We start from the raw sequence: 25,558 nt of genomic DNA on the forward strand, positions 1-25,558 counted from the left end.
CAGTCGTTAATACAATCGGTCAGTAAGATGGCCGCGTCACCAGGTAACATGCGGTACCGCAAAGAAACACGCCTGCTATAGCCACAACCACGCCGGATGCCCCCAGAACAATCAGTAGCCCCCAACTGAAGGCCATCATGCTGCAGGCCAGCACCTTGGCCCGCGCCGGAACCGCTCTCCGCGTGCGCCACTGATCTAAGGCAGGGCCAAACCTGGGATGGTCTTCAAGCCACTGGGCAAAAGCCGGCGACCCCCTGCTGGCAAAGAAGGCAGCCAGCAGAACAAATGGCGTTGTTGGCAACAGTGGCAAAACCACCCCCGCCACCGCCAGCATCACTGATGTATACGCAAGAATACGAAATCCGGTTTTCCCAAAACGATCGCCCATCACCGGGTTCTCACCAAGGTTTATATCTGCATCTATTCTACCGGGATTCAGTGAACAGGTCTGCCCAAACGACTGAGAAATACCAACCTGGCAACGTAAGCGACCTTGATACCCACCGCAAACAGCAAGGTTCCAACGTGCGCCAGAATCTGAACGGCCATCGAAAAGTACTGCGCCAACGGATAGGCCACCAATATTGTCAACACCAGCCCCAACACTGACCAGGCAATCGCGCTGTTCGCCCTGAATAACAGATTTTCCATTTGAAACCTCCTGAATACATCTTTAATATGTATTTTATAGACTTCTTTTCTGGAGATTTCAACCCTGCCTCCCTGAATTGACATAGGCTGACCAATAATTCAGGTCACAGGAAAACACGGGCAAGCTAAAAAACATTTAATCATTTTATATCTTAAGGAGAAGCGCAATGTCCCCGCAGACCTGGCTTGAAAAAGCCTCAGAGGAAGAGCTGATCGAGCACATTCTCAATCGCTATCACGACACCCACCGGGACCAGCTACCCGAATTGATTCGGTTGGCCCAGAGAGTCGAGCGAGTGCACGGCAGTCATCCTGAGTGTCCTTCTGGCCTCAGTGCTCACCTTGAGACGATGCAGGCAGCGCTCGAAAACCATATGGCCAAAGAAGAGCAAATTCTGTTTCCAATGATTGTGCGCGGAATATCCGGCATGGCACGGGGCCCTATCTCGGTGATGCGCGCTGAGCATGAGGATCACAGTACCGCCCTTGCCCGGCTTGACACCCTCACCAACCACCTGGATCTGCCGGAGGATGCCTGTAACACCTGGCGGAAGCTCTATGAACAGGTTGCCACTTTCCGGGAAGACCTGAATGCACATATCGCCCTGGAAAACAGCGTGCTGTTTGCCCGGGTAGACGGCCTGACTGTTTAGTGCCTCGTCTGGGCAATTCATTTACCTCCCGAGGGGTATCGGAATAGTTGATCCAATCTGCAATACTTGGACTATACTCAGATCAAAAAACAAGCGGTAACAGGATCAACCCGATGTCCCAGAGCAAGCTGACAGACCGTTTTGGCCGTACCGTCAACTATGTACGGCTGTCGGTCACTGATCGTTGCGACTTCCGCTGCGTGTACTGCATGGCCGAGGATATGACATTCCTGCCCCGTCAGCAGGTTCTGACTCTGGAAGAGATTGCCCGGGTTGCCCGCAACTTCGTCGATTTGGGCACCGAAAAAATCCGTCTGACCGGTGGCGAGCCGCTGGTACGCAAGGACATCCTGGAATTGGTCAAGGAAATCGGCACCTACGGGCTGCGTGACTTTGCCATGACCACCAACGGCAGCCAGCTGACTACTATGGCCGAGCCCCTGCGCAAGGCCGGAATGCACCGCCTGAACATCAGCCTCGATTCCCTGGATGCCGAAAAATTCCGCAACATCACCCGCACTGGCAATCTCGGGCAGGTGCTGGATGGCATTGATGCCGCCCGCGAGGCCGGCTTCCGTGGTATCAAACTCAATACGGTAGTCATGAAGGGCCGCAACGATGAGGAGATCCCGGATCTGATTGAATTCGCCAGAAAGAAGCAGGTGGATATCAGTTTCATTGAGGAAATGCCCCTGGGCGAGATTTCCGAACACGACCGGGGCCTGGCGCTGTGTACCAGCGAGGAAGTCAGAGACATCATTCGCCAGCACCATGAACTGGTGCCCGCGACTGAGGATTCTGGTGGTCCGGCACGCTACTATCGCATGCCGGACAGTGCCACGAAGGTGGGCTTCATCTCACCCCACTCGCACAATTTCTGCTCGACCTGCAACCGGGTACGGGTCACCGTCGAGGGCCGGCTACTGCTCTGCCTGGGAAATGAACATTCAGTGGATCTTCGACGCGTTCTTCGCGGCAACCCGGTGACGGATGACAAGCTGCGTCAGACCATTATCAATGCCATGGATCTGAAGCCCGAGCGCCATCACTTCTCCGCCAATGGGGATGTGCAGATCCTGCGGTTCATGAATATGACTGGCGGCTGATGATACTCACTCGTTGATCCGACCGTGTTCCTGACACTGCCCCAACTTGTATTATTCGGCGTCATTTCGCAGTTCCTGTTTCTGATTCTGCTATGTATTGCGCCTTTGAAAACCCGACGCCTACCGCGGCTGCTCCTGGCACTCATGCTTGCAGGCTTGGTCGGCACCCTGCTCGAGGTTTTCCTACATACAACTGGCCTTGCCTTCAGTTATCCGGACACAGCCTTTACGGGAACCATCCTCGGAATGCTCCAGCCCGGGGCCATTTTTGTGTACGCCCAGTCGGTTATGTATCGCGATTTCCGATTGAGGCTGCGGCATCTGGCCCACCTTCTCCCTGTTCTCGGTGCCATTGTGGTGTTCACTCTGGGTTACTACAGCCTTCCCGCGAAAGCCCAGGCCAAAATGCTGTCAGACAGTCACTACCCCGGCGTCATGGACTCTGTTGTCCTCGCAATTGTCCTTCACGGCATCGTACTCGGGTATTTGGTAGCGACACTCAAGAAAATCTCGCGCTTTGGCGTCGAACTGAGGAATATTTTCTCGGATCTCGGCAACAAGGAGCTGAGCTGGCTCCGGAATTTGCTTCTGGCCTACGGGGCGGCCTGGTCACTCAGTCTTGTCTACTGCCTGCTCGCCCATGTGATGCGGGTACTTGGCATCCATCAGTCGCTAACCATTGCCACGACGATGGTCAGCGTTGTCGTCCTGCTACCAATGTCGGTGCTGGCATTCAGGCAACCCACTCTATTTGCGGGTATTGCCCCGACTTTGCTGGATACCAAAGCATCCTCTGGCGCCAACGCCAAAGACCGATCCCCGGAGCCACTAACCAGCCGAATACAGCAAGTGATGGAGCAACACCAACCCTATCTACACTCGAACCTCACTGTGGACCGACTGGCTCGTCTGTCGGAAGTGGCGCCCCGGGAGCTGTCCCAATTCCTGAACCAACAGATGGGCAAGAACTTTTACGAGTTCGTGAACAGTTATCGGATCGAGCATGCCCGACGGCGACTTGCAGATCCAGCAGAGACAACGACCATCACCGATATCATGTACGAATCCGGATTCAATTCTAAGTCGGTCTTTAACACACTTTTCCGTAAAACAACCGGCAAGACACCTTCACAGTATCGCCGCTCTTTCGCTAACAACGGCTAGTCGCCGTTCGGCGACGCATTCGAACGTTCGGATTCCTGTATCCGAACGCCAAGGCTCCTCCTTTCGGACAAAGTGGATTTGCAACCGGCGGCTTCGGGACTTTTCCCGGGGCGCCAAAGAAATCCTGACAATACCGAGAGGTTCACCATGAAATCATTCCGCAAAACCCAACGAATTGCCACGCTTGCCCTGATCAGCGGAACACTGCTCTGGAGTTCCGCCAGCTTTGCTCATTGCGACTCAATGGACGGCCCTGTTATCGGAGACGCCCGGACAGCTTTGAACGAACAATCCCTGAAACCGGTTCTTAAATGGATCGGCCCCGCCGATGAAAAAGATCTGGCAGCCGCCTTCAACGATACCCTGGAAGTCCGAAAGGGAAACCCACGGGCCCGAGAACTGGCTGACAAGTATTTCTTCGAGACACTGGTGCGGCTGCACCGGGCCACTGAAGGTGCGCCCTACACAGGGTTAAAGCCGGCTGGCAGCGCGTCCGACGCAGCCAAGGCCGCTGACAAGGCCCTGGCTGAAGGCAATGTGGACGTCCTGGCACGGAAACTGGGAGAGAAGGTCACCGGGTTCGTCACAAAGCAGTTCCAAGAAACCATGCAAGGCGTCAACGCCGAGTCAGTTTCGGATGGACGCCAATTTGTCGACAACTACGTTCGTTATGTCCACTCGATTGAGGAGATCCACAACATCGTCGCGGGCGCTCACGACGAACACTGAATCCCGTCCCGGGGTTGGACGCCATTTCCGAAATCAGTGATCTGTGGAGTGCGCAGCCTGTGAACCCTCCGGCTCATTCATCTCGTGCACTCCACTCATCCCGCTCATTCCACCCATTGGGTCACCTGTATTCAGGTGATCCAGGGTGATTTCACTGTACTTCAGAACCTTCCCGCCATATTCCTTCATGAACTCCTGGGCCGCACTTTCGGTGGCGAACGACGCCAGGGTCGGGCCCATGGCACCGGTTCGTTCGGAACCGACTACGTAGAACGCATCCCTGGCGTCGATCATGGCGGTATCATCCGGGCTTTGCCATTCAGTCTGCGCCATGTCATGGACGTAGAGGGTGTGTTCGCGGTCGACGTTTTCCGGCTGGAGCATCCAGGCGAACATGTCCCTGGTGGAGCAGAACTTGCGGACTTGGTGGTCTTTTTCCGTGATGGCCTGGCCTTTGGGGCCGGGGAAGGCTTCGATGATCATGCCGCAGACGTGGCATTCGTCGCCGTTTTCGAAATGGACCGGGTCGGGTCTGGCAGTGGTCTGTTCTTCGTTGCCTGAGCAGGCTGTCAGGGTGAAGGCTGCCAGGGCGGCGAGAAGCCAGTTCAGTTTGATTCTGTTCATCAGGGACAACTCCGTTCAGATACGACGATTTCGGAAAAGTAACAGGGCGCACGCCAGCGGGATGACAAACCAAAGCACCAGGCCGAGCCAGAGGCCGAAGGCACCGATGGGCAGGTCGGCGCCGAGGCTGAGGACGCCGCTGAGCTGTGCTGCGCCGTCGAATGCCACGATGTTGAGCAGGCGGTAGATGTCGGTGGGGTTGAGCATCAGCAGCCAGGGCAGGAGCTCGGCGCTGAACTTGCCCTCGCTCGCTACGAGGGTGCCGAGCAGCATGAGGTCGAAAATCAGTACGAAGAAGAACCAGATCGCCAGGGCCAGACCGGCGGCGATGGGTTTTTCACTGACCCGGACGCTGATCACGTAAGCAAGGGCGATGAAGCCCCAGCCCAGCAGGACGGTGGAGGCGATAAAACGGAACATGGCGACGGCCAGACTGGCAATGGCCACATCCTCCACCAGCAGGGCAATAGCCACACCCGCTACACCAAAGCCGATCAGGGTAGCCAGGGCCAGGGTCAGCCCGTGGCCCAGGAACTTGCCGAGCAGCAGTTGGCTGCGGCTGAGCGGATAGGTCATCAGTAACAGCAGGGTACCGCCCTCCTCTTCCCCGACAATGGCGTCGTATGCCAGCAACAGTGCGATCAGGGGAATCAGGAAGATTCCCAGACTGGCAAGACTGGCAATCGTGGCAGGTGTGGAGGCATAGCCCACCTGCCCGGAAGCGGCGGCACCGAACCAGGCGATGCCCAGGGCCAGGGTGGCAAAGACTAGGGAAATGGCCATCAGCCAACGGTTTCGCAGGCTGTCGCTGAGTTCCTTACGGGCAATGGTCCAGATGCTGTTCATTGGTTGCCTCCACGATGGGCCAGACCACCGGAGCCGATAAAGTGCACGTAAATATCTTCCAGGCTGGGCTGATGAATGCTGATATCCGCCACTTCTCCCGATGCCATCACCGCTTTCAGCAAGGCCATTTTCTCCCTGGGTTGCACGTCCACCCGCAGACGTCCGTTATCGGTCTTGATCATCAGGCCACTGCTGGTGGACGCTTTATCAATGACCCTTTCCAGCGCAGAAATACTGTTGGCAGGGTCCAGTGAAAGGGTCACCGGCATATTGGCCTGTCGCCTCAGCGCTGTGAGGTCCCCGACCGCTTGCAAGGAACCTTCCGTGAGAATGGCTGCGCGGTCGATGTAAGGCTCGACGCCGGGCAGAACATGGGAGCACAACACAATGCCGGTGCCCTCATCCCGCAGCTCTCGAAGAAGCCGGTACAGATCTGCCGTGGCCACCGGATCCAGACCCACAGTAGGCTCATCCAGCATCAGCAGCTTCGGCTTGCCCAACAACGCCTGGGCCAGACCGAGACGCTGGCGCATGCCTTTGGAGTAGGTCTTGGTCCGGGCGTCCATGGCATCGTCCAGGCCCACCTGTTTGAGCAGCTCGGGCACCTGCCGCAGCGAGGCACCCTTAAGCCGCGCAAAATGGCTCAGAATTTCCCGGCCGGTCAGCTGCGGGTAGAACATCACATTCTCCGGCAGATAACCGATATGCTGGGTAACCTGAGGATCACCGGCGTGGCCGCCGAGTACCGACACCGTGCCCTGGGTCGGTTGCATCAGCCCCAAAATCAGCTTGATGGACGTGGTCTTGCCGGCACCGTTATGGCCGAACAGCCCAAGAATCTCACCCGGTTCCAGACGCAGATCAATACCTTGCAGCACCGGGCTCTTGTCGTACCGGTAACTCACATTCTCAAGACGAAAACAGCTCATCGGTTCTCCGGTTTCAGATCGGCAGGAAGTCGCATCAGCGGATAAGAGTCGGCCACCCCGGCGTCCTTGACCACAGGGAAGGCATCCTGCACCCAGCGCAGGGTATCCACCGCCGGGCTGAACATCAGGATCTTCGCCTCCGGATATTTCCAAAGCAGCCGGTCAACGTTGTCATTGGGCTCGTAGGGCACATCGCCGACGCCGTCCTGGTTGCGGTCCCAGCCCAGGTAATCGCTCCAGTAATTCCCCCGACCGTCTTCCGACCACTCCTGGGTGCGGGTGGCCACATACTTCACCTGGCGCTGGTTATTCACAAAGGCATTCCCGAATACCTCGTTATCCTCGGAACCGGCAGTCAGATGGATCCCGATGTTGCTGTCCGCAAACAGATTGCCCTCAAAGACGTTATACAGCGAGTTATAGATAAACACCGCCTTGCCTTCGGCCCCATCAATCACCACCCCACCGGTCCGGCCCTGGGAAACCCCGGTCACCACATTGCCCCGCAGCTCCGACTGAGTAATGAAGTTCATCAGAATCCCGTAATTCTCATCATTCACCGACCGGTTATTGATCACCTTCAGGCGCTTGCTCTGCATCAGCGCATAACCCGTCCGCGTGCCCCGGGTGACATTGTTCTCCAGCAGGTTATTCATCGAATACATGTAGTGGATGCCATAACGCAGATCCGACATCTCATTACCCCGGATCGTATTGTTATTCGCCGTCTCGATATAAATCGCATCCCGGGTCTGACTGATGTCATTGCCCTCAATCAGCGCCCCGGTGGTATTGAACAGATGAACCCCGTTGCCCCGATCATTCGGACGCATGCTGGCATCGCCGCGAATCGTATTATTGCGAACCGTCACATCCGGCGTCGCATCCAGCCAGACTCCAAACGCCGGCCCCTGCAGATGGTTATCGGCAACCACCGCCCCCCGGGCCTCCCGAGCCACAAAAATCCCCGCATCCAGCTCATTCAGATTGCTGCCCCAGTTGCGCACGGAGCAACCGGACAGCGTCACCTCCTCGGCGACAATATCCACCGCATTCCCCTGCCCGCCAGGATCAATCACCGTGTCAGGGTGGCAAGACACAGTCACCCCGGGCACCCGGATAGCCAGAGACGAAATTTGCTCAGGTGGAAGCTCAAAGGCTGCGCCCGGTTCCAGGGCATCAAGCTGTGCTTGCAGGTCCGCGTTCGCGGTTAGCGATAACAGAGCGACTGTCAGGGCCACCCCATAACGCAAAAGTGAATACATCAATTTCTCTCTAGAAAACGAAAAGTTGCAGAGGACTGCACTCAAGCTTGGCAAGCCAAGAGTGAAGCCCTTTCCAAAACTGTGCGGAGCCATGGATGGCGGAGCCCAAGCGCCCCAGGGATGGGCCGTCAGGAGCGTGTTTTGGAAAGGGCTTCACTCTTGGTTTGCTTCTCCGAAGTCGGTGAACGGAATGCCGGGACCCACTGCTCATGGGGCCCGGCGAAAGAGAGACCTATCAGGCCTTCTCAACAATCATGCGACCCCGCATCTCCATATGCAGCGCATGACAGAACCAGTTGCAGTAGTACCAGTGAACCCCCGGCTTATCCGCCACAAAAGTCACCGAAGACGTCTGCTGCGGGCTGATCTCCATGCTGACACCATGGTTTACCATACAGAAACCGTGCGTCACGTCCTCAATCGTGTCCTGGTTCGACACATACACTGTCACCTCATCACCCTGCTTCACCTTGAACTCCGTCATCCCGTACATCGGCGCTACAGACGTCATATAGACTCGCACCTTGTTGCCGTCGCGGATAACCTTGTTGTCGGCTTCGAGGGTAATGCCGTCCTTCTTCGCCTGCTCAACGGCCGACGCAAAGTAAGGATCGTCGCGATCATAGATCTTCTTGGTCTTGATCTGATCACGACGCACCAGAATGCAGTCATGGGGCTCCGCAAAAGTCGGGCCATCGTGCACCAGCTTCATTTCCTCACCGGAAATATCGATCAACTGGTCATTTTCCGGATGCAACGGGCCTACCGGCAGGAAACGGTCCTTGGAGAACTTCGACAGCACCACCAGCCACTTGCCATCCGCGTCCCGGGACTCAGTCAGGGATGCGTGGTTGTGGCCCGGCTGATAGTGCACATCCAGCTTCTGACGGATGTAGTTCACATCTTCGCCGTTGTAGTGCTTGATGGCATCGGCAACATTCCACTTCACCACCTGACTGTCGATGAACAGCGTGGTGTAGGCATTTCCACGGCCGTCGTAGGTGGTGTGCAGAGGCCCAAGACCCAGTTCCGGCTCGGCAACAACCACATCACGAGCATCTTTCAGGTTACCGGCAAACAGATCATCCAGCTTGTCGATGGCGATTACGGTACAGGTGGGAGACAACTTGCCGTTGGCAATAAAGTACTTGCCATCAGGCGAGGTGTTCAGACCGTGCGGGTTTTTCGGAACCGGGATGTAACGCGTCAGCTCGGAACCATCGCGACCGTCAACCACGGGCACCTTGGAATCGCCCAGGGTCTCGAAGTTTCCGTTCTTGACCGCCTGCTCGATGCGCTCGATATTGAACACCACTGCCCAGTCGCGATCGTTGCGCATGGTGCCGGCCAGGTCCAGGGCCTTCTCGGAGTTGTAGCAGGTTGAGCAGGCATATTTGCCGGTGTAGTCGGCATCGGTGTTATCCAGGTTACCGTCCACAATGACCTGGAAGGCCACTTCCATGGTCTCCGCGTCCACCGCATTGAACATGGTGAAACTGCTCTCGAGGCTGGTATCGCTGCCATCGTTCGGGTGCGGGATCACGTATTCCGCGTTGCAGAAGACATACTTGGTTTTCGGTACCTTCTGCAGACGCAGACCATGGATGGCCTGCACGTTGGGAATCGTGGTGATCTTGTCACACTTCATGATGTCCAGGCGGATCCGGGCTACCCGGGTATTGGCCTTGTCGTTGATGAACAGATACTTGCCATCGTAACGGCCATCCGTCATGGAGATATGCGGGTGGTGAGAGTCACCGTTCAGGAAAGTATTGTCATGACCCAGCACGTCCTTGCTTTCATTGGTAATACCCCAGCCGGTGGCGGAGTCAACATTGAAAACGGGGATGCGCATGAGTTCGCGCATGGAGGGAACGCCAAGGACCCGCACTTCGCCGGAATGGCCACCACTCCAGAAACCGTAGTACTCATCCAGCTCGCCCGGGTGCACAGTAAAGTTATTGCGCGCCTCTTCGGCGGCGGCCGCAAACGATTCCCGGGACATCACCGCGGCACCAAGACCGGTTGCCCCGGCAACGCCGGCCATGGCCGCTGCGCCCATGAACCGGCGGCGGCTCAGGTCAGTTGCAGGTACGGCTGGCGTATCCTTGGTCAGATCATCTCGTTTTTTCATAACATCCAACTCCGTTATTGGTAATGGCGGTTTTGCTTCTCAGACTTTCTATTTTTTTGGAACTACTCAGGTCACCTGGACCACCGGAATTTCCTCCGGGTGGCCAGGCGCGTTATGGCCACGGCGCTTGCCGCGACGCTTGACGATCAACGGCGGGCACTTGTGGTCATCGAAATAGGTCATCTGGCAATCCAGGCAGTAGTGGCACTCCATGTAGTTGATGTGCCCGTCTGGATGAATGGCCTGAACTTCACACTCGTGATCACACAGCCGGCAGGGGTTGCCACACTCCTTGCGGCGTTTGAGCCAGTCAAACACCCGCAGCTTGGTGGGCAATGCCAGCGCAGCGCCAAGAGGGCACAGATACCGGCAGAACACCTTGCGGGTGAACAGATTGACCACCAGCAACACGACGGCGTAGGTAACGAAGGGCCAGCTGCGGTCAAACTTGAGGGTGATCGCCGTTTTGAAGGGTTCCACCTCGGCCAGGCGCTCGGCGGTCGCCATGGAGTCCAGCGACACCCCGAACAGAACCAGCAAGATGATGTATTTGATGGCCCACAGCCGCTCGTGTACGACAAACGGAACGGTATACTGGGGCACCTTGAGCTTGCGGGCAATTTCGTTCAGCAATTCCTGCAGGGCGCCGAACGGACACAGCCAGCCACAGTAAACCGCCCGTCCCCACAGCAGGATGATGCCGGCCACCACGGCCCAGAGCATGAATATCACAGGGTCGATCAGGAACGTTTCCCAGCTGAAGCCGCTGATCAGGCTGTTTACGAACGTCAACACGTTCACGATGGAGAGCTGGCCGAGGGCGTACCAGCCGATGAAGAACAGGGTGTAGGTAAGGAAGGCGTGGCGGATCCAGCGCATCATCTTCGGCTTCTTGACCAGCCAGTCCTGGAAAAACAGGATGAACAGCAGCACGCCGATACCGATGCCGAGTACCACAATCTGGAACTCCCGCTGGTACCACATCTGCACCCACATGGGCTGATCCGCCAGCATATCCTCCTCCGACAGCACCGGTTCGGGGCGGGTGTAGTACTGATCTGGCAACTGGTAAGTCAGGGGAAACACCTGAAACTCGCTGTCCAGCGGGCCGGTCTGGCGTTTGACTGTGAGCTCAAGGGTCCATTCGGAGCCGGGATCAAATTTATACTGCTGCCGGATAATGAAGATCGCCATTTCTTTGAAGGCCGGCATGCCCTCGGCATAGACATCACTCAGACGGTAGTAATCGAGATCCCGGAAGTTGAAGGTGTCACCGAACTGGCGGATCTGGATGCGGTCGAAAATGCCGCCACGGACGTAACCGGAACCCTTGAACGAGTATTCACCATGGGCCATTACGGCGATGGCGTGCTCGCCTTCGTTGAGCTCGGACATCAGCCACTGGAACTGGCTTTCACCCAGCAGGTTACGACCGATGGTTGGCACATCCAGGTAGGCGGTATACAGGTCAATCAGGGGCTTGCCGCGCTGTTTCCGCGGTGTTGTGTCGATCCCTTCCGCATCCGTGCCCTTGAAGGCGTCGTCCGCCTGGCCACGGGTCAGCTTCAGCCTGCGCACGGAACCCTCTCCGAGCAGTGTCTGCCAGCTTTTATCCTGAAAGCTGTCGGTCTGAATTTTCGCGGCCGGTGGGCGGGCATCGCTCAGGCTCTCGACCAGTCCCAGCTCGGCGCCAACACGGTGGGCCGATTTCATGATCACCTCGTTTACCACCATGACGGTTACCGTAGCTCCGGACAAGCCGTCCACGGCCACCTTGTGCTCCGAGGTCGTACCGCCGACCGTCACCCTCTGGTCCGCCGCCAGCCCCACGTACTGGTCGGTAAAATCATGGAGTTTGCTCTCGGGAATACCGACGAGAAGAATCGGTTCATGGTGCTCAATAACACGGGTATTGACGATTTTCCCGTCGGTATCCAGAACCACCACAATGTTCAGCGGTTTGCCGGAATAGGCCGGTGTCTGGATGAAGTCCAGACTCTGATAGGCATAGCCTTTCAGCTCCTCTCCGGCATAGAGTTCCTGAATGGCGCGGTTGCCTTCCCTCGGAACCACAGCAGTGACTGAAGAAAATGCCTTCTCGATAACCTGTCGGGCCGCTACCGGTTCGTACTCACTCACCGGCGCTGCACTCAGGGAAGCAGCCATGATCGACATGAACGCAAGAAAAACAAAGCGGGAAAAGGCGGTCACTGAAGACTCCAAAACAAAAACATCGTATTACTTAAGCCTAGGCAAATTTGAGGAAAATCAAATACCTCTAATTGGATACGCTAAGCTGTGAAATTCAGGGACACGCTGTCAGCCCAGGCTGACAGCGTGTCCCTGTGAATCGAGAGGGAGGTAGTTACTGACATGGCCAAGGCGGATGGACTCCACCATCATGGTCATGGGTTGCTGCGCTTCGTCAGTAGACGGCGCCATGCCGCCACGGCCGGACATGGCGGCAATAAACACCACATCCCAGGCCTGGCCAGTAGTCCTGGACTCTTCGACAAGGGCCTCGAAATCCGGCGCCTCATCGGGCGTCTTGTCAACGCAGATCACAGGCGTCAGGGCGCCGCCTTCGCCACGCTCAAAGGCCTCTTTTTCTTCAGGAGAGGCGTCGTCGGGCAGTTCGGCCCGGCAGAACACGAATAACAGGCGCTGAGCTTCCTGCTGGCTGCGGGAAGTCTGAATCAGGTCGTTGTAACTGCTGATCATTTTGAAAATCCTTGCTGGTATTTAGCCGCTGCGATTTATGCCTGGCGAGCAATTAGCTGGCCGGACGAGGTAAGCCTGCGAACTTCTTCACACACTTCTTCCACGGCCTCATCGCCGTAGCTCTGTCCATAATGTTTCCTGAAGCCGAATTCATAGAGCCGGACGTGCTCCTCGGGTTCGACTCCGATGTTCTCAAGGCAGGCGCGGGCGCAGTGGAGCGGGCAACCGTCGATGACCGTGATCGGACGACCGGACCGGGCTGTTTTCACCAGTGAGGGCACCTTGCCGCCCACCCCGGAAATACAGGACATCTCGAATTCACCGGCGTGGTCCAGCCGGACCGCCACGTTGTTGGCCAGCTGCGCCACATCAGAGCAACCAGAGCATGAGTAAATTAGCGGTCGTTGTTTTCTTGCAGTCACTTGTCCTCCTTTCCAAAAAGCCTGGAGGCTTGAATGTTGTCAGTTACTGGCTGATCTCAATAAGACGCTGGGGGTCTGAAATGAACAGCCGGCTGCGGTTGACCCGCACCAATCCGTTGGCTTTCAGATCGGCCAGAATCCGGGAAAAAGTTTCCGGCTGCATGGCCAGTCTGGACGCCACCAGGCACTTGGGCAGTGGTAGCTCTACTTCCCCGCCCTCTTCTGCGCCATTCGGCAGCAGGTCTATCAGGTACCGGATCAGCCGGTCACGGGCATTCTGAACAGTCATGATTTCCAGGTCGTGAAATCGTGAGACAGCCCGCTTGGCGTAATGCCGCAGGGCGGCCTGGGCGTACTTTGGATTGCTCTCAATCATGTCCTGATAGGCCTTGACCGGGATCATCAGCACTTCGCTGGATTTCAGGGCTTCGGCGTAGCAGGCGTACCGGGGCGGATCGGCGTAGATCATGACTTCGGCGAAGCAGTCGCCAGGGGCGATGCTGTCGAGGGTACGGTCGATGCCGGAGGAGTCGAGGCGGTACAGGCGCAGGCGGCCGGAGGTCACGAAGAAGAAGTGGTGAGCCGGCATGTCCTGGCGATACAGCAGCTGGTGATGCCCGGGGCGGAGCCTGCGGGATTGCTGGATCAGGTGCTGCAGGTCTTTGCCATTGAGTTCGGAGAACAATGGATGGCTGCGTAGGGCCTTCAGGCCGTCTTCGTCGTCAAACGGTTTGTTCACGGCGACGAGAATGGGTTTGCTGTAGCGGGTTTCGGCAGTTTGTGTGAGTGCCATTGGTGTATCCCCTCTGCATATTCATGCATCCAAAATCATGTTTTAAATAGTAGAGTGATACGAGGTGAAAATCGCTCCCCCCATGGGGGTAGTCTGGGGGTTATTCGGGAGTAATTGACCTAACTCAATTATTTACATTGCTAACTAGTTTTGAGTTTGGAATTGTTAAGTCAGAACTGTGAGTTCGGAGCACAGGCTGGCACGGAGCTCCTTCCCAAAACACGCTCCTTGCGGCACATCCCTGTGACGCTTGGGCTCCGCCCCTCAGCACTTATTGCTCCTGCGTCGCGCTGAGGGTCCTGGGCAGGCCGTCCATGGCCTGCCCGTGAAGCGCTTTCGCGCTCCACCCATGGCTCCGCACAGTTTTGGGAAGGAGCTCCGTGCCAGCCTCCACACAATTGAGTTAACCCCCACTACCACATTGTCACTGCATCAGAGGCGAATCCGGCAATTCGAGATCTACTCCTTCCACACCAGTTTCCGCTGCCAGAACCTGCAAATACTGACGGAATGCCCGTCTGGTTACGCTCTCGCTCAGGTACTGCCGGATCTGGGGCTTGACGTGTTCATAGGGCAGCTGTTCGCCGTCGATGCGCTGGTCGATTCGGACTATGTGCCAGCCGTAGCGGGTTTCGATCAGTTCCGGGTTGAGGCCTTCCTGGAGGGACAGGACCGGGCGCTCGAACTCTTCCACGGTCTGGCCTTTGCTGATCTGGCCGAGGCTGCCGCCCTGGTGGCGGGATTCGCAGGCGGAGTATTGTTTGGCCAGGTCTACGAATCGGGCGCGGCCGTCGAGCAGGGATGACAACAATTGGTGGCCGGCTTCTTCCTGGCGCATGCGTTCCTGGACGTCGTCCGGGGCGGCGGCGAGGAGAATGTGGCTTACGGCCATCAGGGTCGGGCTGCGGAATCGTGCCGGGTTGGCGGCGTAGAAGCGTTCGCAATCCTGCTCGGTGGGGTCCGGGACGTTGAGTTCCAGTTCCAGTACCCGGGCGATGCGGTCTTCTTCGTCAGCGATGTCGTCCAGGTTCAGGCGGCTGGCCTGTTGCAGGAGGAGTTCGCGGATGACGAGGCTTCTGGCGGCTTCGTGCCAGGCTTCGGCCACTTCTTCGGCCGGGTGGTGTTGCATTTCCCGGGCGATGTCGTCTTCGCCGATGAGGGTTTCACCCACGTAGACCGGCGGGAACTGGTTTCTGGGTTTTTCGGCTTCGCCGACGGGAATGAGTTGCATAGTGATAACCTCAGTGAATATGGGGTCAGATGAAAGCTTTCATCTGACCCCGTTTTCAGTTACATCAAGCGCGCTTGCGTACCACCTGGTACTTCCGCCCGAAATACTCCACCGGCACGCTGAGCATGTGCACCAGGCGGGTGAACGGGAACAGCACGAAGATGGTCAGGCCCAGGAAGATGTGGGTCTTGTAGATCCAGTGAACGTCGGCAATATAGTCGGCCACACCGCCCTGGAGGGTAAAGATACCCTGGGCCCAGGAAGTGAACTTGAGCATGGTGCCGCCGTCCAGGTGTCCCAGGGTGGGCAGGATCGTGAGCAGGCCGAGGGCCAACTGGACCACCAGAATCACAATGATCATGTTGTCAGCGAAGCTGCTACTGGCCTGGACCCTCGGATCGGTCAGCCGTCGCCAAGCCAGCATGCCACCACCAACGATAGCCATAACGCCCGCGATTCCGCCGACAACAATGGCCATGACCTGTTTCTGACCCGGGGTCATCAACCATTCATAGGCCCAGTGTGGCGTTAGCAGACCTACCAGGTGGCCGAAGAAAACTACCAGTACGCCGACATGGAACAGCACACTTGCCACTACCATGTTTTTCTTTCGGAGCATCTGGCTGGACTGGGCCCTCCAGGTGAACTGACCCTGGTCGTAGCGCGCCCAGGTACCGATAAATAGCACGGCGAGGGCAATGTAGGGGTAAACCCCGAAAAGCAGTGTATTGAGATAGGACATTATTTTCCTCCTGCGCCCTCAGGCGCGCCCGGCCTGACGGGGCGTGGCGTCCGTCATCAGTTGATCACTCAGGTGAATGGTCTGGGTCTGTTCCAGTTCGCGGCGGCGTTGGCCAACAACACCACCGGTACTGCAGGAACTTCCCTGATCGTCGACAAACTTCACCATTTCCTCTTCCCAGACTTTATCGAGAGCTTCCGGGGTATCGTCACGTTCTTCCGACGCCACGATCTGGGCCAGCTCCTGGCGGTTGGCCGTGCGGCCAGACAGCACCAGCAGGGAATCCATCACCACGTGATAGAAACTTTCCCGCTGGTACAGGCGCTCACCCAGCAAGCCCAGGATATGGTGAATGTCCTCCAGCCAATTCCGGATTTCGTCCCACGGGCGGGTGGAGAGGTATTCCAGGAATAGCGGCAGGTAGTCCGGCAGTTCCTTGGCATCGATCTCCAGACCGTTGGCGCGGTACTGCTCCATCAGGTCCACCATGGCCTGGCCACGGTCCCGGGACTCGCCGTGCACGTGTTCGAACAGCAGCAGGGACGTTGCCCTGCCCTTGTCGAAGGTGCCCACGTAGGCCTCCTGCATGTCCAGCAGGTCGCCGTCGCATAGCATTTCCACGCAACGGAGTAGTTGCTCCTTGTTCTGCCGGGGCAGCCGGCTGTCCTCAAGGACAGCGGCTACCAGAGCGTCTTTGGAGGCCTGGAGTTCTTCCGTGGGGTACTCAAGTACACGTGCCATTACTTTTAAAAGTTGCATCTCGGCCTCCTTATTTCTGCAGCTGTTTCGGGTCAACCTGCTTCACGGTCGACAGCTTCTGAACCATGCTGGTGGTCTGCTTCCGGCCACCGAACATGTTGAACTCGCTGTCACCATTGCAGCCGTCCCCGAAGCTGAAGCCGCAGCCGCCGCGCTCGCCGTGGGCGGTGGCGTCAGGAAAGGCTTCCTTCGCCAGCTCGCGGTGGCTGGTGGGGATCACAAAGCGATCCTCGTAGTCGGCGATGGCCAGGTACCGGTACATTTCGTCAGCCTGGGCCTTGGTCAGCCCGGCTTCCTGCAGTGCCCGCAAATCTTCCTTGCCTTCCACGGTTTCGGCACGCTTATACAGGCGCATGGCCATGATCCGCTTCAGAGCCCGGACAATCGGCTTCTCATCACCAGCCGTCAGCAGGTTGGCCAGGTACTTGACCGGAATCCGCAGGCTTTCGATCTTCGGCAGTACGCCGTCGAACTCGACCTTGCCGGCTTCAGCCGCAGACTGGATCGGGCTCAGGGGCGGCACGTACCAGACCATAGGCAAGGTGCGGTATTCCGGGTGCAACGGCAGGGCCAGTTTCCAGTCCACCGCCATCTTGTAGACCGGGCTGCGCTGGGCGGCCTCGATCACGTTCATGGGGACGCCGTCTTTCTTCGCCTGCTCGATTACTTTCGGGTCGAACGGGTCCAGGAAGATTTCCAACTGCTTTTCGTACAGCTCGTGTTCGCCCGGGGCGCTCGCCACTTCCTCAATGCGGTCTGCGTCGTACAGCAGCACGCCCAGATAGCGGATCCGGCCTACGCAGGTTTCGGAGCATACGGTCGGCATACCGGCTTCAATGCGCGGGTAGCAGAAGATGCACTTCTCGGACTTGCCGGTTTTCCAGTTGAAGTAGATTTTCTTGTACGGGCAGCCGGAAACACACATCCGCCAGCCACGGCACTTGTCCTGGTCGATAAGAACGATCCCGTCCTCTTCCCGCTTGTAGATGGCACCGCTCGGGCAGCTGGCAACACACGCCGGGTTCAGGCAGTGCTCGCACAGGCGCGGCAGGTACATCATGAAGGTGTTTTCGAACTGGCCGTAGATGTCCGCCTGGACCTGGTCAAAGTTCTTGTCCTTACGGCGCTTGGCGAACTCGGTACCCAGGATTTCTTCCCAGTTGGGACCCCATTCGATTTTCTGCATACGCTGGCCGGAGATCAGCGAGCGCGGTCGGGCGACCGGCTGGTGCTTGCTGTCACCTGCGGTGTGCAAATGCTGGTAATCGAAATCGAACGGCTCGTAATAGTCGTCAATTTCCGGCAGGTCCGGGTTGGCGAAGATGTTCGCCAACACCCGGAAACGGCCACCGATTTTCGGGCGGATCTTGCCGGAGCTGTCGCGCATCCAGCCGCCCTTCCACTTGTCCTGGTTCTCCCACTCTTTCGGGTAGCCAATACCCGGCTTGGTCTCGACGTTGTTGAACCAGGCGTATTCCATGCCTTCGCGGCTGGTCCATACGTTTTTGCAGGTGACGGAACAGGTGTGGCATCCGATGCACTTGTCCAGGTTCAGTACCATGCCGACTTGGGAACGGATTTTCATTTTACAGCCTCCTGAACAGTGTCATTGCCTTCGCCATCGAGCCAGTCGACGTTGTGCATCTTGCGGACCACCACGAATTCATCGCGGTTGGAACCTACGGTGCCGTAGTAGTTGAAACCGTAGGAATACTGGGCGTAGCCACCGATCATGTGGGTCGGTTTCGGGCAAACCCGGGTGACCGAGTTATGAATACCACCACGGGTACCGGTAATCTCGGAGCCAGGAATGTTCACGACCCGCTCCTGTGCGTGATACATCATCACCATGCCCGGCATGACCCGCTGGCTCACCACCGCCCGTGCTGCAATGGCACCGTTGGCGTTGAACACCTCAATCCAGTCGTTGTCTTCCACGCCGATTTCTTTGGCGTCGTCTTCACTCAACCAGACAATCGGGCCACCGCGGGACAGGGTCAGCATCAGCAGATTGTCGCTATAAGTGCTGTGAATACCCCATTTCTGGTGCGGCGTCAGGAAGTTCAGCGCCTTCTCGGGATTTCCGTTCGGCTTTTTGCCAAGCATGGGCGCCATCGCCTTGGTATTGATGGGCGGACGGTAGACCAGCAGGCTCTCACCGAAGGCGCGCATCCACTCATGATCCTGGTAAAACTGCTGACGACCGGTCAGGGTGCGCCAGGGGATCAGCTCGTGAACGTTGGTGTAGCCGGCGTTGTAGGACACGTGCTCGTCTTCCAGACCAGACCAGGTCGGGCTGGAGATGATCTTGCGCGGCTGCGCCACGATGTCCCGGAAGCGGATTTTCTCCTCTTCCTTGTTTTTCGCCAGGTGGGTGTGATCCAGACCAGTCATTTCCGACAGGGCCGCCCAGGCTTTTACCGCCACCTGGCCGTTGGTTTCCGGCGCCAGGGTCAGGATCACTTCAGCTGCGTCGATGGCCGACTCAATCTTCGGACGGCCTGCGTTGGCACCGTCGATATGCTTGTAGTTCAGCTCACCGAGGAACTTCACTTCCTTCTCGGTGTTCCAGTTAATGCCCTTGCCACCATTACCCAGCTTGTCCAGCAGCGGCCCAAGAGAGGTAAAGCGGGCGTAGGTATTCGGGTAATCCCGCTCAACGGTGATGAAGTTGGGCGCGGTCTTGCCAGGGATCAACTCGCATTCGCCCCGTTTCCAGTCTTTCACATCAAAGGGCTGACCCAGCTCGGCCGGCGCGTCGTGCAGCAGTGGCAGGGTAACCACGTCTTTCTCGACACCCAGATGGCCTTCCGTCGCCTTGGAGAACGCTTTGGCAATGCCTTTGTAGATCTCCCAGTCACTGCGCGCCTCCCAGGCAGGATCGGTAGCTGCGGTCAGTGGGTGGATGAACGGGTGCATGTCCGACGTGTTCAGGTCGTTCTTCTCGTACCAGGTGGCGGTCGGCAGAACGATGTCTGAGTACAGACAGGTAGTGGACATGCGGAAGTCCAGGGTAACCAGCAAGTCGAGCTTGCCTTCCGGCGCCTCGTCATGCCATTTCACCTCTTTCGGCTTGGCGCCGCCTTCGTGGCCGAGATCTTTACCCTGCAGACCGCTCTTGGTGCCGAGCAGGTACTTCAGCATGTACTCGTGACCTTTACCGGAAGAACCCAGCAGGTTGGAGCGCCAGATGAACATGTTGCGCGGATGGTTCTGGGGCGCTTCCGGATCCTCGCTGGCAAAGGCCAGGGAGCCATCCTTCATGGACTGGGCCACGTAATCCGACACTTCCATGCCGGCTTTTTCAGCTTCCGCGGCAATGCCCAGGGGGTTGCGGTTCAGCTGCGGTGCCGACGGCAACCAGCCCATACGTTCGGCGCGCACGTTGTAATCAATCAGGCTGCCACCGAACCTGGACTTGTCCGCCAGCGGCGATAATATCTCGTCGACACCCAGCTTCTCGTAACGCCACTGGCCGGAGTGGGCGTAGAAGAAGGAGGTGGAATTCATATGGCGCGGTGGGCGCTGCCAGTCCAGACCAAAGGCCAGCGGCTGCCAGCCGGTCTGCGGACGCAGCTTTTCCTGGCCGACATAGTGCGCCCAGCCTCCGCCGCTCTGGCCAACACAGCCACACATGATCAGCATGTTGATCAGGCCACGGTAGTTCATGTCCATGTGGTACCAGTGGTTCATACCGGCACCGACGATGACCATGGAGCGGCCCTTGGTTTTGTCCGCGTTGTCCGCGAACTCGCGGGCAATGCGAATCACTTTGTGGGCGGGGACACCGGTGATCTTTTCCTGCCAGGCCGGGGTGTAAGGCTTCACTTCGTCATAGGAAGTGGCTCCGTCATCATCGCCCAGACCGCGGCTGATGCCATAGTTGGCCACCATCAGGTCGAACACAGTGACCACACGGCCTTCGGAGCCATCCGCCAGTTGCACTTTGCGACTGCCGAGCTTGTGAGTCAGGGTGTCGGAGATCTCTACGCTCTTGAAATGGTCATGCTCGATACCACCAAAGTACGGGAACGCAACGTCCACCACGTCATCGTGCTTCTCCACCATGGAGAGCTGCAGCTCCACATCGGCGCTGTCAGCGGTCTGCTTCAGGTTCCACTTGCCTTTCTGACCCCAACGGTAACCAATAGAGCCGTTAGGCGCAGTCAGCTGATTGGTTTTCTCGTCGATGGCAATGGTCTTCCACTCGGGATTGTTCTCTTCCCCGAGGCCATCCACCAGGTCACTGGCACGCAGGAAGCGGCCCGGCACGTAGCGGCCGTCCTCATGCTGATCCAGCATGACCAGGTAGGGCATGTCGGTATAGCGGCGCACGTAGTCGGTAAAATACTCGCTGGGCTTTTCGACGTGGAATTCCTTCAGAATCACGTGGCCCATGGCCATTCCAAGCGCCGCATCTGTACCCTGCTTCGGGTTCATCCACTCATCAGACAGCTTGGACACTTCCGCGTAGTCTGGAGTAATGGCAACGGTCTTGGTGCCCTTGTAACGCACTTCGGTAAAGAAGTGTGCGTCCGGGGTACGGGTCTGGGGAACGTTGGAGCCCCAGGCGATGATGTAGCCGGAGTTGTACCAGTCTGCGGATTCCGGCACGTCAGTCTGCTCACCCCAGGTTTGGGGGGACGCCGGCGGCAGGTCGCAGTACCAGTCGTAGAAACTCATGCACACGCCGCCGATCATGGACAGGTAGCGGCTGCCGGCAGCGTAGGACACCATGGACATGGCAGGAATCGGCGAGAAACCGAGGATGCGGTCCGGGCCGTATTTTTTGGCGGTGTAAACATTGGACGCGCCAATCAGCTCATTCACCTCATCCCAGCTGGAACGAACAAAACCGCCCATACCCCGGCGGGGCTTGTACTCAGCGGTTTTCTTCGGGTCTTCCACAATGGAAGCCCAGGCCTCAACCGGATCTTTGTGCTCCAGCTTTGCAGCGCGCCAGAGCTGCATCAGGTGCTTGCGCATCAGCGGGTACTTCAAGCGGTTCGCGCTGTACATGTACCAGGAGTAGCTGGCGCCACGGGGGCAGCCGCGGGGCTCGTGATTGGGCAGATCCGGACGAGTACGGGGGTAGTCGGTCTGCTGGGTTTCCCAGGTGACCAGGCCGTTCTTGACGTAGATTTTCCAGCTGCAGGAGCCGGTGCAGTTGACGCCGTGAGTGGAGCGCACGATCTTGTCGTGCTGCCAGCGCTGGCGGTAGCTGTCTTCCCACTCGCGGCTGACTTCGTGGGTTTCGCCGTGGCCGTTTGCGAACGGCTCGCGCGTCTTCCTGAAGTAATTCAGTTTGTCGATCAAATGACTCATGGTCTCTCTCTCCATCTGCCCGTCTGCCGGATCGCTGTTCTGATGCAGCTCCGATTTGAGACCATTGTGTGTGAGAAAAACCGCAAAATCTGCGTGGTTACTACCACATAACCCGCGCCTACCACCCTGGTGGTAGGTGGTTTATATCCCCGGGTGGAGAAAGCTTTCGCGCTCGTGCCGGCGACTCTCCCGGGCAAACAGGAAGAGGCAACCGGTGAGCAGCAGGAAGAGAATCATGAAAACAGCACTGCGGATGCCCAGCCAATGGTTAACGCTACTGAAGATTACGGGCAAGACAAAGGCCACGGAACAGGCGCCCACTAACAGCAAACCGGCAACAAATGCGGCCACTGGGCGATTCTCAATAATAACCAGTCGCTGGAGGCTGCCCATGGCACAACCCATAGCCAGCCCGAGAATTACCACAAAGAGACCTTCAACCCGCATCGGTAAGGCAAACTCCACACGGACCGTGGCATCAACGCCCTGAATAAACAAGGTCATAGGCGGGTAGGACAACACGAACAATGCGACCAGGCACACTATCAACGCCCGGCTGACAACTCTGGCACTCCCGAATCGGTCTGAGAGACTGCCTCCGACAATCTGGGCCAGAGCACCGGGAATAACAAACCACTGCGCCAGCCGTGCACCGGAATCCACCGGTAGCTCAAACTGTGCCGAGAGGTAATCGGGCAGCCACAACGCCAACGCAAAAAAACTACCCGCCACAACGCCAAAGTAAGCACATAACTGCCAGGCACGCCTCCGCTTCATCTGACGCAGCAGGACTCTGACAGAGGTTTCCGCCGCCGGATCCGCTTCGGCATCTTCCGGGTCGGTAAGCATTAACAGCAACGCAATAATCAGCACCAGCACGATCAGATAGGCCAGCGGAACCCCGTGCCAAGAAAACGCCTCGTGGAACAGCGGCACCAGGTAATAGTTGAACCCGGCACCGGTTACGCCCGCACCAAACACTCCCAGTACGAGCCCCAGCCGTGGCGACTCGCAATGGCTGGTCACGAACTGCAACCCGGCACTGTAGAAACCGCCGGCCAGGCCAAGCCCACCAGCCGCGACCAGGTAACCGGGGAAGGTATCGGTGGTCAGAAGTATCACCATGCAGGCGGCAAGCCCTGCCAGACAGATCAGCATGATCCGCCGGGCGCCGAACTTCTGCGCCGCCAGCCCGGCAGGAATGGCAAGCGCGGCACTGACTGCCATGGGCATCGCTAGCAAAAATCCGAATTGCAGATTGCCAAGATTCAGCTCCGAGCGCAGGTGCACACCGGCAACCGCAAACAGGGTCCAGCACCCCGCCGCAATGACAAAGCCTGCCATCGCCAATGGCAGCACTACTGCCAGTGACGCCAGCCGGTCATCTGCACGATCCGCCTCTGACTTCATTACAGCCGCCCTGTTTAAAACCTGCCTTTAAGTTTCATGTTTTGATCACTTAAGGGTCAAAGATTATGATGGGATACCAACCATTGGGGTAATTGACTATCCTCAAGGAGGTATCAGGGAATACGCAGCCCGTGCATAGTAAGGCCCGGTCACTCAGACGCATCGATGTACACGAGATCTGATGAAATCCAGAAGCCCGCTTGTTAACCGTATCGCCATTGTCGTTGGTGCCGTGGTGCTGACAGCTCTTGTCAGCATGGCAACCACGCTCGCGGTGTCCAAGAGCATTGAGGGCAATGCCACCGCCATCAACCTTGCTGGCGCTCTGCGCATGGGGGCTTTTCAGTTGCTCGCAACGAGTGCAGGCCCGGGAACACCAGAATCCGGGCCGAATTCAATCCGGCAGTTGCTGGATCGGTATGAGGCACAGTTAACCGAAACAGGCATTACTACAGCCATTCCAGAGACCCGCGACCATCCTCTGGCCTCCCAGTACCAGGTCGTACTGGCTTCCTGGAAAACGATTCTCCGGCCAGCGCTGCAGGATCATGTTCCAGGTACCCCTGTATCCGAGGTTATGCTGATTACAACCCAGAACTACGTTAATAATGTGGACCGGCTTGTGAATATGCTGGAACAGAGGACTGAGGCCCGCATTGATCTGTTGCATCTGATCCAGATTATCAGCCTGACGTTCTCCATACTCATCATCGTGGCCCTGTTCTTGGACCTGAAGAACCGTGTCCTGCGACCATTACGAAAACTCGTCGATATTGCGGTAGCCGTTGGTGAACAGGACTTCACCCAGAAGGCCAACCTCAAAGGCACAGACGAGCTGGCAAGGCTGGGTGTGGCATTTGACCAAATGACCAGCGAGCTGGCCCTCACCTACTACGAACTGGAAGAAAAGGCCCGCATCAAGACTGAGGAGCTGGAAACGAGCCATACGGCCCTTCAGTTGCTCCACTCAGCAAGCCGTGATCTGTTTGCCAACCACGATTTGTGCAATGGGGCTATCCCCATGCTGCAGGAACTGGAACAGTTGCTGGGAATAGGGCCCATCCGCCTTTATCTCCATGACAAGGAGTCCGCGGAGCCGGTGCAGGCCATCACCACGGCCACCCAGGAGCGGCCTTTTTATTGCCGTGACCATCACTGCAATGCCTGCCTGGTAACTCCGGAAGTCTACGACGAGCTTCCGGTCGAAGATAACGACGGGCGCCGGCTGTTGCTTCCCATCCGTACCCCCGGGCAGTTGCTTGGCACTCTGGAAGTCTGGTATCCCGCCGAACAGGGGCTGTCGAAAACCGCGCGCCGGCTACTGGAAACCCTCAGCGACCAGCTGGCCACGGCCATTTTCCTTGAACGACAGATCACCGAGGAACAGCAGCAGACCCTGGCTGAGGAGCGCACCGTGATCGCCCGGGAGCTCCACGATTCCCTGGCCCAGTCACTCTCGTACCTGAAAATGCAGGTTGCCCGGCTGCGGCGCCTCAACATCGAAGGCGAGCAACAACAGATTCACGATGCGATCCTTGATGAGCTCAGCACAGGCCTGAACAGTGCCTACCGCCAACTGCGCGAACTGCTGGCGACGTTCCGGCTGAAACTGGACACTCCGGATCTTGCCACTGCCCTGCGAAAGACAATCGAGGAGTTTTCCGAGCGGTTAGGCAAGCCGGTGGAATTACACTACAACCTGCCACCCCAGACCTTGTCGCCTAACGAAGAGATCCATACCCTGCAGATTGTTCGGGAGAGCCTTGCCAATGCCGTCAAACACGCAGATGCCACCGACATCACGGTGGACGTGCTGTTCGAATCCCCCCAGGTGCGGGTAAGTATCCGGGACAATGGCAAGGGCCTACCCGGCGGCGGGCAGCCAGTTAATCATTATGGCCTGATCATCATGCAGGACCGCGCCCGAACCCTGGGGGGGCAGGTAAACGTGCAGAACCGGGATGAAGGTGGCGTTGAAGTCACGCTGCTTTTTATACCCAAAAGCCGTAACCTGATTCCCACAGAAGCTTCAAATGCCTGATTACAAGAGAGAA

Annotated in this window: 22 protein-coding genes; 5 read left to right on the plus strand and 17 right to left on the minus strand. The window is 57.6% G+C overall.

From position 1 onward, the window contains the following. Positions 1 to 19: 19 nt before the first annotated feature. The gene (locus tag CLH62_RS06760) at positions 20 to 388 is read right to left on the minus strand and encodes a YbaN family protein (protein ID WP_099617334.1); all 369 of its coding nucleotides are present in this window, start codon (positions 386 to 388) and stop codon (positions 20 to 22) included. 47 nt (positions 389 to 435) lie between these two features. Continuing rightward, entirely contained in the window at positions 436 to 651 is a 216-nt protein-coding gene (locus CLH62_RS06765) for a hypothetical protein (protein ID WP_099617335.1), read from the minus strand. 167 nt (positions 652 to 818) lie between these two features. On the opposite strand from CLH62_RS06765, the gene CLH62_RS06770 reads away from it, so the two are divergent. The 4 genes from CLH62_RS06770 to CLH62_RS06785 all read left to right on the plus strand — a co-directional run bounded on the left by CLH62_RS06770 (position 819) and on the right by CLH62_RS06785 (position 4,303). After that, positions 819 to 1,304 (plus strand): hemerythrin domain-containing protein, encoded by a 486-nt coding sequence (locus CLH62_RS06770; protein ID WP_099617336.1) that lies wholly within the window; start codon positions 819 to 821, stop codon positions 1,302 to 1,304. 113 nt (positions 1,305 to 1,417) lie between these two features. Beyond that, the gene (moaA, locus tag CLH62_RS06775; RefSeq protein ID WP_099617337.1) at positions 1,418 to 2,410 is read left to right on the plus strand and encodes a GTP 3',8-cyclase MoaA; all 993 of its coding nucleotides are present in this window, start codon (positions 1,418 to 1,420) and stop codon (positions 2,408 to 2,410) included. Between the two features lie 144 nt (positions 2,411 to 2,554). Then, positions 2,555 to 3,574, plus strand: a complete 1,020-nt coding sequence (locus CLH62_RS06780; protein WP_143752358.1) for a helix-turn-helix domain-containing protein — start codon at positions 2,555 to 2,557, stop codon at positions 3,572 to 3,574. A 147-nt stretch (positions 3,575 to 3,721) separates the two neighbouring features. Continuing rightward, a complete protein-coding gene (locus tag CLH62_RS06785) occupies positions 3,722 to 4,303 on the plus strand; it encodes a DUF6448 family protein (protein ID WP_099617339.1) in 582 nt (193 codons plus the stop codon). A 33-nt stretch (positions 4,304 to 4,336) separates the two neighbouring features. Here CLH62_RS06785 and CLH62_RS06790 read toward each other — a convergent pair whose 3' ends face one another. The 15 genes from CLH62_RS06790 to CLH62_RS06860 all read right to left on the minus strand — a co-directional run bounded on the left by CLH62_RS06790 (position 4,337) and on the right by CLH62_RS06860 (position 23,504). Continuing rightward, the gene (locus tag CLH62_RS06790; protein WP_099617340.1) at positions 4,337 to 4,927 is read right to left on the minus strand and encodes a nitrous oxide reductase accessory protein NosL; all 591 of its coding nucleotides are present in this window, start codon (positions 4,925 to 4,927) and stop codon (positions 4,337 to 4,339) included. Between the two features lie 15 nt (positions 4,928 to 4,942). Then, a complete protein-coding gene (locus CLH62_RS06795; RefSeq protein WP_099617341.1) occupies positions 4,943 to 5,773 on the minus strand; it encodes an ABC transporter permease in 831 nt (276 codons plus the stop codon). Further along, positions 5,770 to 6,702, minus strand: coding sequence for an ABC transporter ATP-binding protein (locus CLH62_RS06800; protein WP_099617342.1), 933 nt, complete (start codon positions 6,700 to 6,702; stop codon positions 5,770 to 5,772). Before CLH62_RS06800 ends, CLH62_RS06795 begins: the two co-directional genes overlap by 4 nt. Next, complete coding sequence (locus tag CLH62_RS06805) at positions 6,699 to 7,967, minus strand: nitrous oxide reductase family maturation protein NosD (RefSeq protein WP_099617343.1); 1,269 nt, start codon at positions 7,965 to 7,967, stop codon at positions 6,699 to 6,701. The genes CLH62_RS06800 and CLH62_RS06805 overlap by 4 nt, the downstream gene beginning before the upstream one ends. A gap of 235 nt (positions 7,968 to 8,202) precedes the next feature. After that, positions 8,203 to 10,101, minus strand: coding sequence for a TAT-dependent nitrous-oxide reductase (gene nosZ, locus CLH62_RS06810; protein ID WP_099617344.1), 1,899 nt, complete (start codon positions 10,099 to 10,101; stop codon positions 8,203 to 8,205). Between the two features lie 66 nt (positions 10,102 to 10,167). Then, positions 10,168 to 12,276 carry a transcriptional regulator NosR gene (nosR, locus tag CLH62_RS06815; protein ID WP_099617645.1) on the minus strand — a complete coding sequence of 703 codons (2,109 nt, stop codon included), beginning with the start codon at positions 12,274 to 12,276 and terminating at the stop codon, positions 10,168 to 10,170. Positions 12,277 to 12,420: 144 nt separating this feature from the next. Next, positions 12,421 to 12,822: a ribonucleotide reductase subunit alpha gene (locus CLH62_RS06820; RefSeq protein WP_099617345.1), complete on the minus strand. Its 402-nt coding sequence runs from the start codon at positions 12,820 to 12,822 to the stop codon at positions 12,421 to 12,423. Between the two features lie 35 nt (positions 12,823 to 12,857). Continuing rightward, positions 12,858 to 13,244 carry a putative zinc-binding protein gene (locus CLH62_RS06825; protein WP_099617346.1) on the minus strand — a complete coding sequence of 129 codons (387 nt, stop codon included), beginning with the start codon at positions 13,242 to 13,244 and terminating at the stop codon, positions 12,858 to 12,860. Between the two features lie 43 nt (positions 13,245 to 13,287). Next, positions 13,288 to 14,037, minus strand: coding sequence for a Crp/Fnr family transcriptional regulator (locus tag CLH62_RS06830; RefSeq protein ID WP_099617347.1), 750 nt, complete (start codon positions 14,035 to 14,037; stop codon positions 13,288 to 13,290). Between the two features lie 424 nt (positions 14,038 to 14,461). After that, positions 14,462 to 15,268 carry a peptidylprolyl isomerase gene (locus CLH62_RS06835; RefSeq protein WP_099617348.1) on the minus strand — a complete coding sequence of 269 codons (807 nt, stop codon included), beginning with the start codon at positions 15,266 to 15,268 and terminating at the stop codon, positions 14,462 to 14,464. A 64-nt stretch (positions 15,269 to 15,332) separates the two neighbouring features. After that, the gene (narI, locus tag CLH62_RS06840) at positions 15,333 to 16,010 is read right to left on the minus strand and encodes a respiratory nitrate reductase subunit gamma (protein ID WP_099617349.1); all 678 of its coding nucleotides are present in this window, start codon (positions 16,008 to 16,010) and stop codon (positions 15,333 to 15,335) included. A gap of 18 nt (positions 16,011 to 16,028) precedes the next feature. Beyond that, entirely contained in the window at positions 16,029 to 16,769 is a 741-nt protein-coding gene (gene narJ / locus CLH62_RS06845) for a nitrate reductase molybdenum cofactor assembly chaperone (RefSeq protein ID WP_099617350.1), read from the minus strand. A 10-nt stretch (positions 16,770 to 16,779) separates the two neighbouring features. After that, positions 16,780 to 18,354 (minus strand): nitrate reductase subunit beta, encoded by a 1,575-nt coding sequence (gene narH, locus CLH62_RS06850; RefSeq protein ID WP_099617351.1) that lies wholly within the window; start codon positions 18,352 to 18,354, stop codon positions 16,780 to 16,782. Further along, positions 18,351 to 22,094, minus strand: a complete 3,744-nt coding sequence (locus tag CLH62_RS06855; RefSeq protein ID WP_099617352.1) for a nitrate reductase subunit alpha — start codon at positions 22,092 to 22,094, stop codon at positions 18,351 to 18,353. The genes narH and CLH62_RS06855 overlap by 4 nt, the downstream gene beginning before the upstream one ends. 141 nt (positions 22,095 to 22,235) lie before the next feature. Then, the gene (locus CLH62_RS06860) at positions 22,236 to 23,504 is read right to left on the minus strand and encodes an MFS transporter (RefSeq protein ID WP_099617353.1); all 1,269 of its coding nucleotides are present in this window, start codon (positions 23,502 to 23,504) and stop codon (positions 22,236 to 22,238) included. Between the two features lie 181 nt (positions 23,505 to 23,685). Here CLH62_RS06860 and CLH62_RS06865 point away from each other — a divergent pair, with 181 nt between their 5' ends. Beyond that, entirely contained in the window at positions 23,686 to 25,545 is a 1,860-nt protein-coding gene (locus CLH62_RS06865; protein ID WP_099617354.1) for a histidine kinase, read from the plus strand. The last annotated feature ends 13 nt before the right edge of the window (positions 25,546 to 25,558 follow it).

Origin of the sequence: Marinobacter guineae (genome assembly GCF_002744735.1) — a bacterium.
GTDB lineage: Bacteria > Pseudomonadota > Gammaproteobacteria > Pseudomonadales > Oleiphilaceae > Marinobacter > Marinobacter guineae.

What these genes read in the sequence shown, in the direction of transcription:
- CLH62_RS06760 (WP_099617334.1), bottom strand. Translation starts at nt 388, where the DNA reads ATGGGCGATCGTTTTGGGAAAACCGGATTTCGTATTCTTGCGTATACA.
- CLH62_RS06765 (WP_099617335.1), bottom strand. Translation starts at nt 651, where the DNA reads ATGGAAAATCTGTTATTCAGGGCGAACAGCGCGATTGCCTGGTCAGTG.
- CLH62_RS06770 (WP_099617336.1), top strand. Translation starts at nt 819, where the DNA reads ATGTCCCCGCAGACCTGGCTTGAAAAAGCCTCAGAGGAAGAGCTGATC.
- moaA (WP_099617337.1), top strand. Translation starts at nt 1,418, where the DNA reads ATGTCCCAGAGCAAGCTGACAGACCGTTTTGGCCGTACCGTCAACTAT.
- CLH62_RS06780 (WP_143752358.1), top strand. Translation starts at nt 2,555, where the DNA reads ATGCTTGCAGGCTTGGTCGGCACCCTGCTCGAGGTTTTCCTACATACA.
- CLH62_RS06785 (WP_099617339.1), top strand. Translation starts at nt 3,722, where the DNA reads ATGAAATCATTCCGCAAAACCCAACGAATTGCCACGCTTGCCCTGATC.
- CLH62_RS06790 (WP_099617340.1), bottom strand. Translation starts at nt 4,927, where the DNA reads ATGAACAGAATCAAACTGAACTGGCTTCTCGCCGCCCTGGCAGCCTTC.
- CLH62_RS06795 (WP_099617341.1), bottom strand. Translation starts at nt 5,773, where the DNA reads ATGAACAGCATCTGGACCATTGCCCGTAAGGAACTCAGCGACAGCCTG.
- CLH62_RS06800 (WP_099617342.1), bottom strand. Translation starts at nt 6,702, where the DNA reads ATGAGCTGTTTTCGTCTTGAGAATGTGAGTTACCGGTACGACAAGAGC.
- CLH62_RS06805 (WP_099617343.1), bottom strand. Translation starts at nt 7,967, where the DNA reads ATGTATTCACTTTTGCGTTATGGGGTGGCCCTGACAGTCGCTCTGTTA.
- nosZ (WP_099617344.1), bottom strand. Translation starts at nt 10,101, where the DNA reads ATGAAAAAACGAGATGATCTGACCAAGGATACGCCAGCCGTACCTGCA.
- nosR (WP_099617645.1), bottom strand. Translation starts at nt 12,276, where the DNA reads ATGTCGATCATGGCTGCTTCCCTGAGTGCAGCGCCGGTGAGTGAGTAC.
- CLH62_RS06820 (WP_099617345.1), bottom strand. Translation starts at nt 12,822, where the DNA reads ATGATCAGCAGTTACAACGACCTGATTCAGACTTCCCGCAGCCAGCAG.
- CLH62_RS06830 (WP_099617347.1), bottom strand. Translation starts at nt 14,037, where the DNA reads ATGGCACTCACACAAACTGCCGAAACCCGCTACAGCAAACCCATTCTC.
- CLH62_RS06835 (WP_099617348.1), bottom strand. Translation starts at nt 15,268, where the DNA reads ATGCAACTCATTCCCGTCGGCGAAGCCGAAAAACCCAGAAACCAGTTC.
- narI (WP_099617349.1), bottom strand. Translation starts at nt 16,010, where the DNA reads ATGTCCTATCTCAATACACTGCTTTTCGGGGTTTACCCCTACATTGCC.
- narJ (WP_099617350.1), bottom strand. Translation starts at nt 16,769, where the DNA reads ATGCAACTTTTAAAAGTAATGGCACGTGTACTTGAGTACCCCACGGAA.
- narH (WP_099617351.1), bottom strand. Translation starts at nt 18,354, where the DNA reads ATGAAAATCCGTTCCCAAGTCGGCATGGTACTGAACCTGGACAAGTGC.
- CLH62_RS06855 (WP_099617352.1), bottom strand. Translation starts at nt 22,094, where the DNA reads ATGAGTCATTTGATCGACAAACTGAATTACTTCAGGAAGACGCGCGAG.
- CLH62_RS06860 (WP_099617353.1), bottom strand. Translation starts at nt 23,504, where the DNA reads ATGAAGTCAGAGGCGGATCGTGCAGATGACCGGCTGGCGTCACTGGCA.
- CLH62_RS06865 (WP_099617354.1), top strand. Translation starts at nt 23,686, where the DNA reads ATGAAATCCAGAAGCCCGCTTGTTAACCGTATCGCCATTGTCGTTGGT.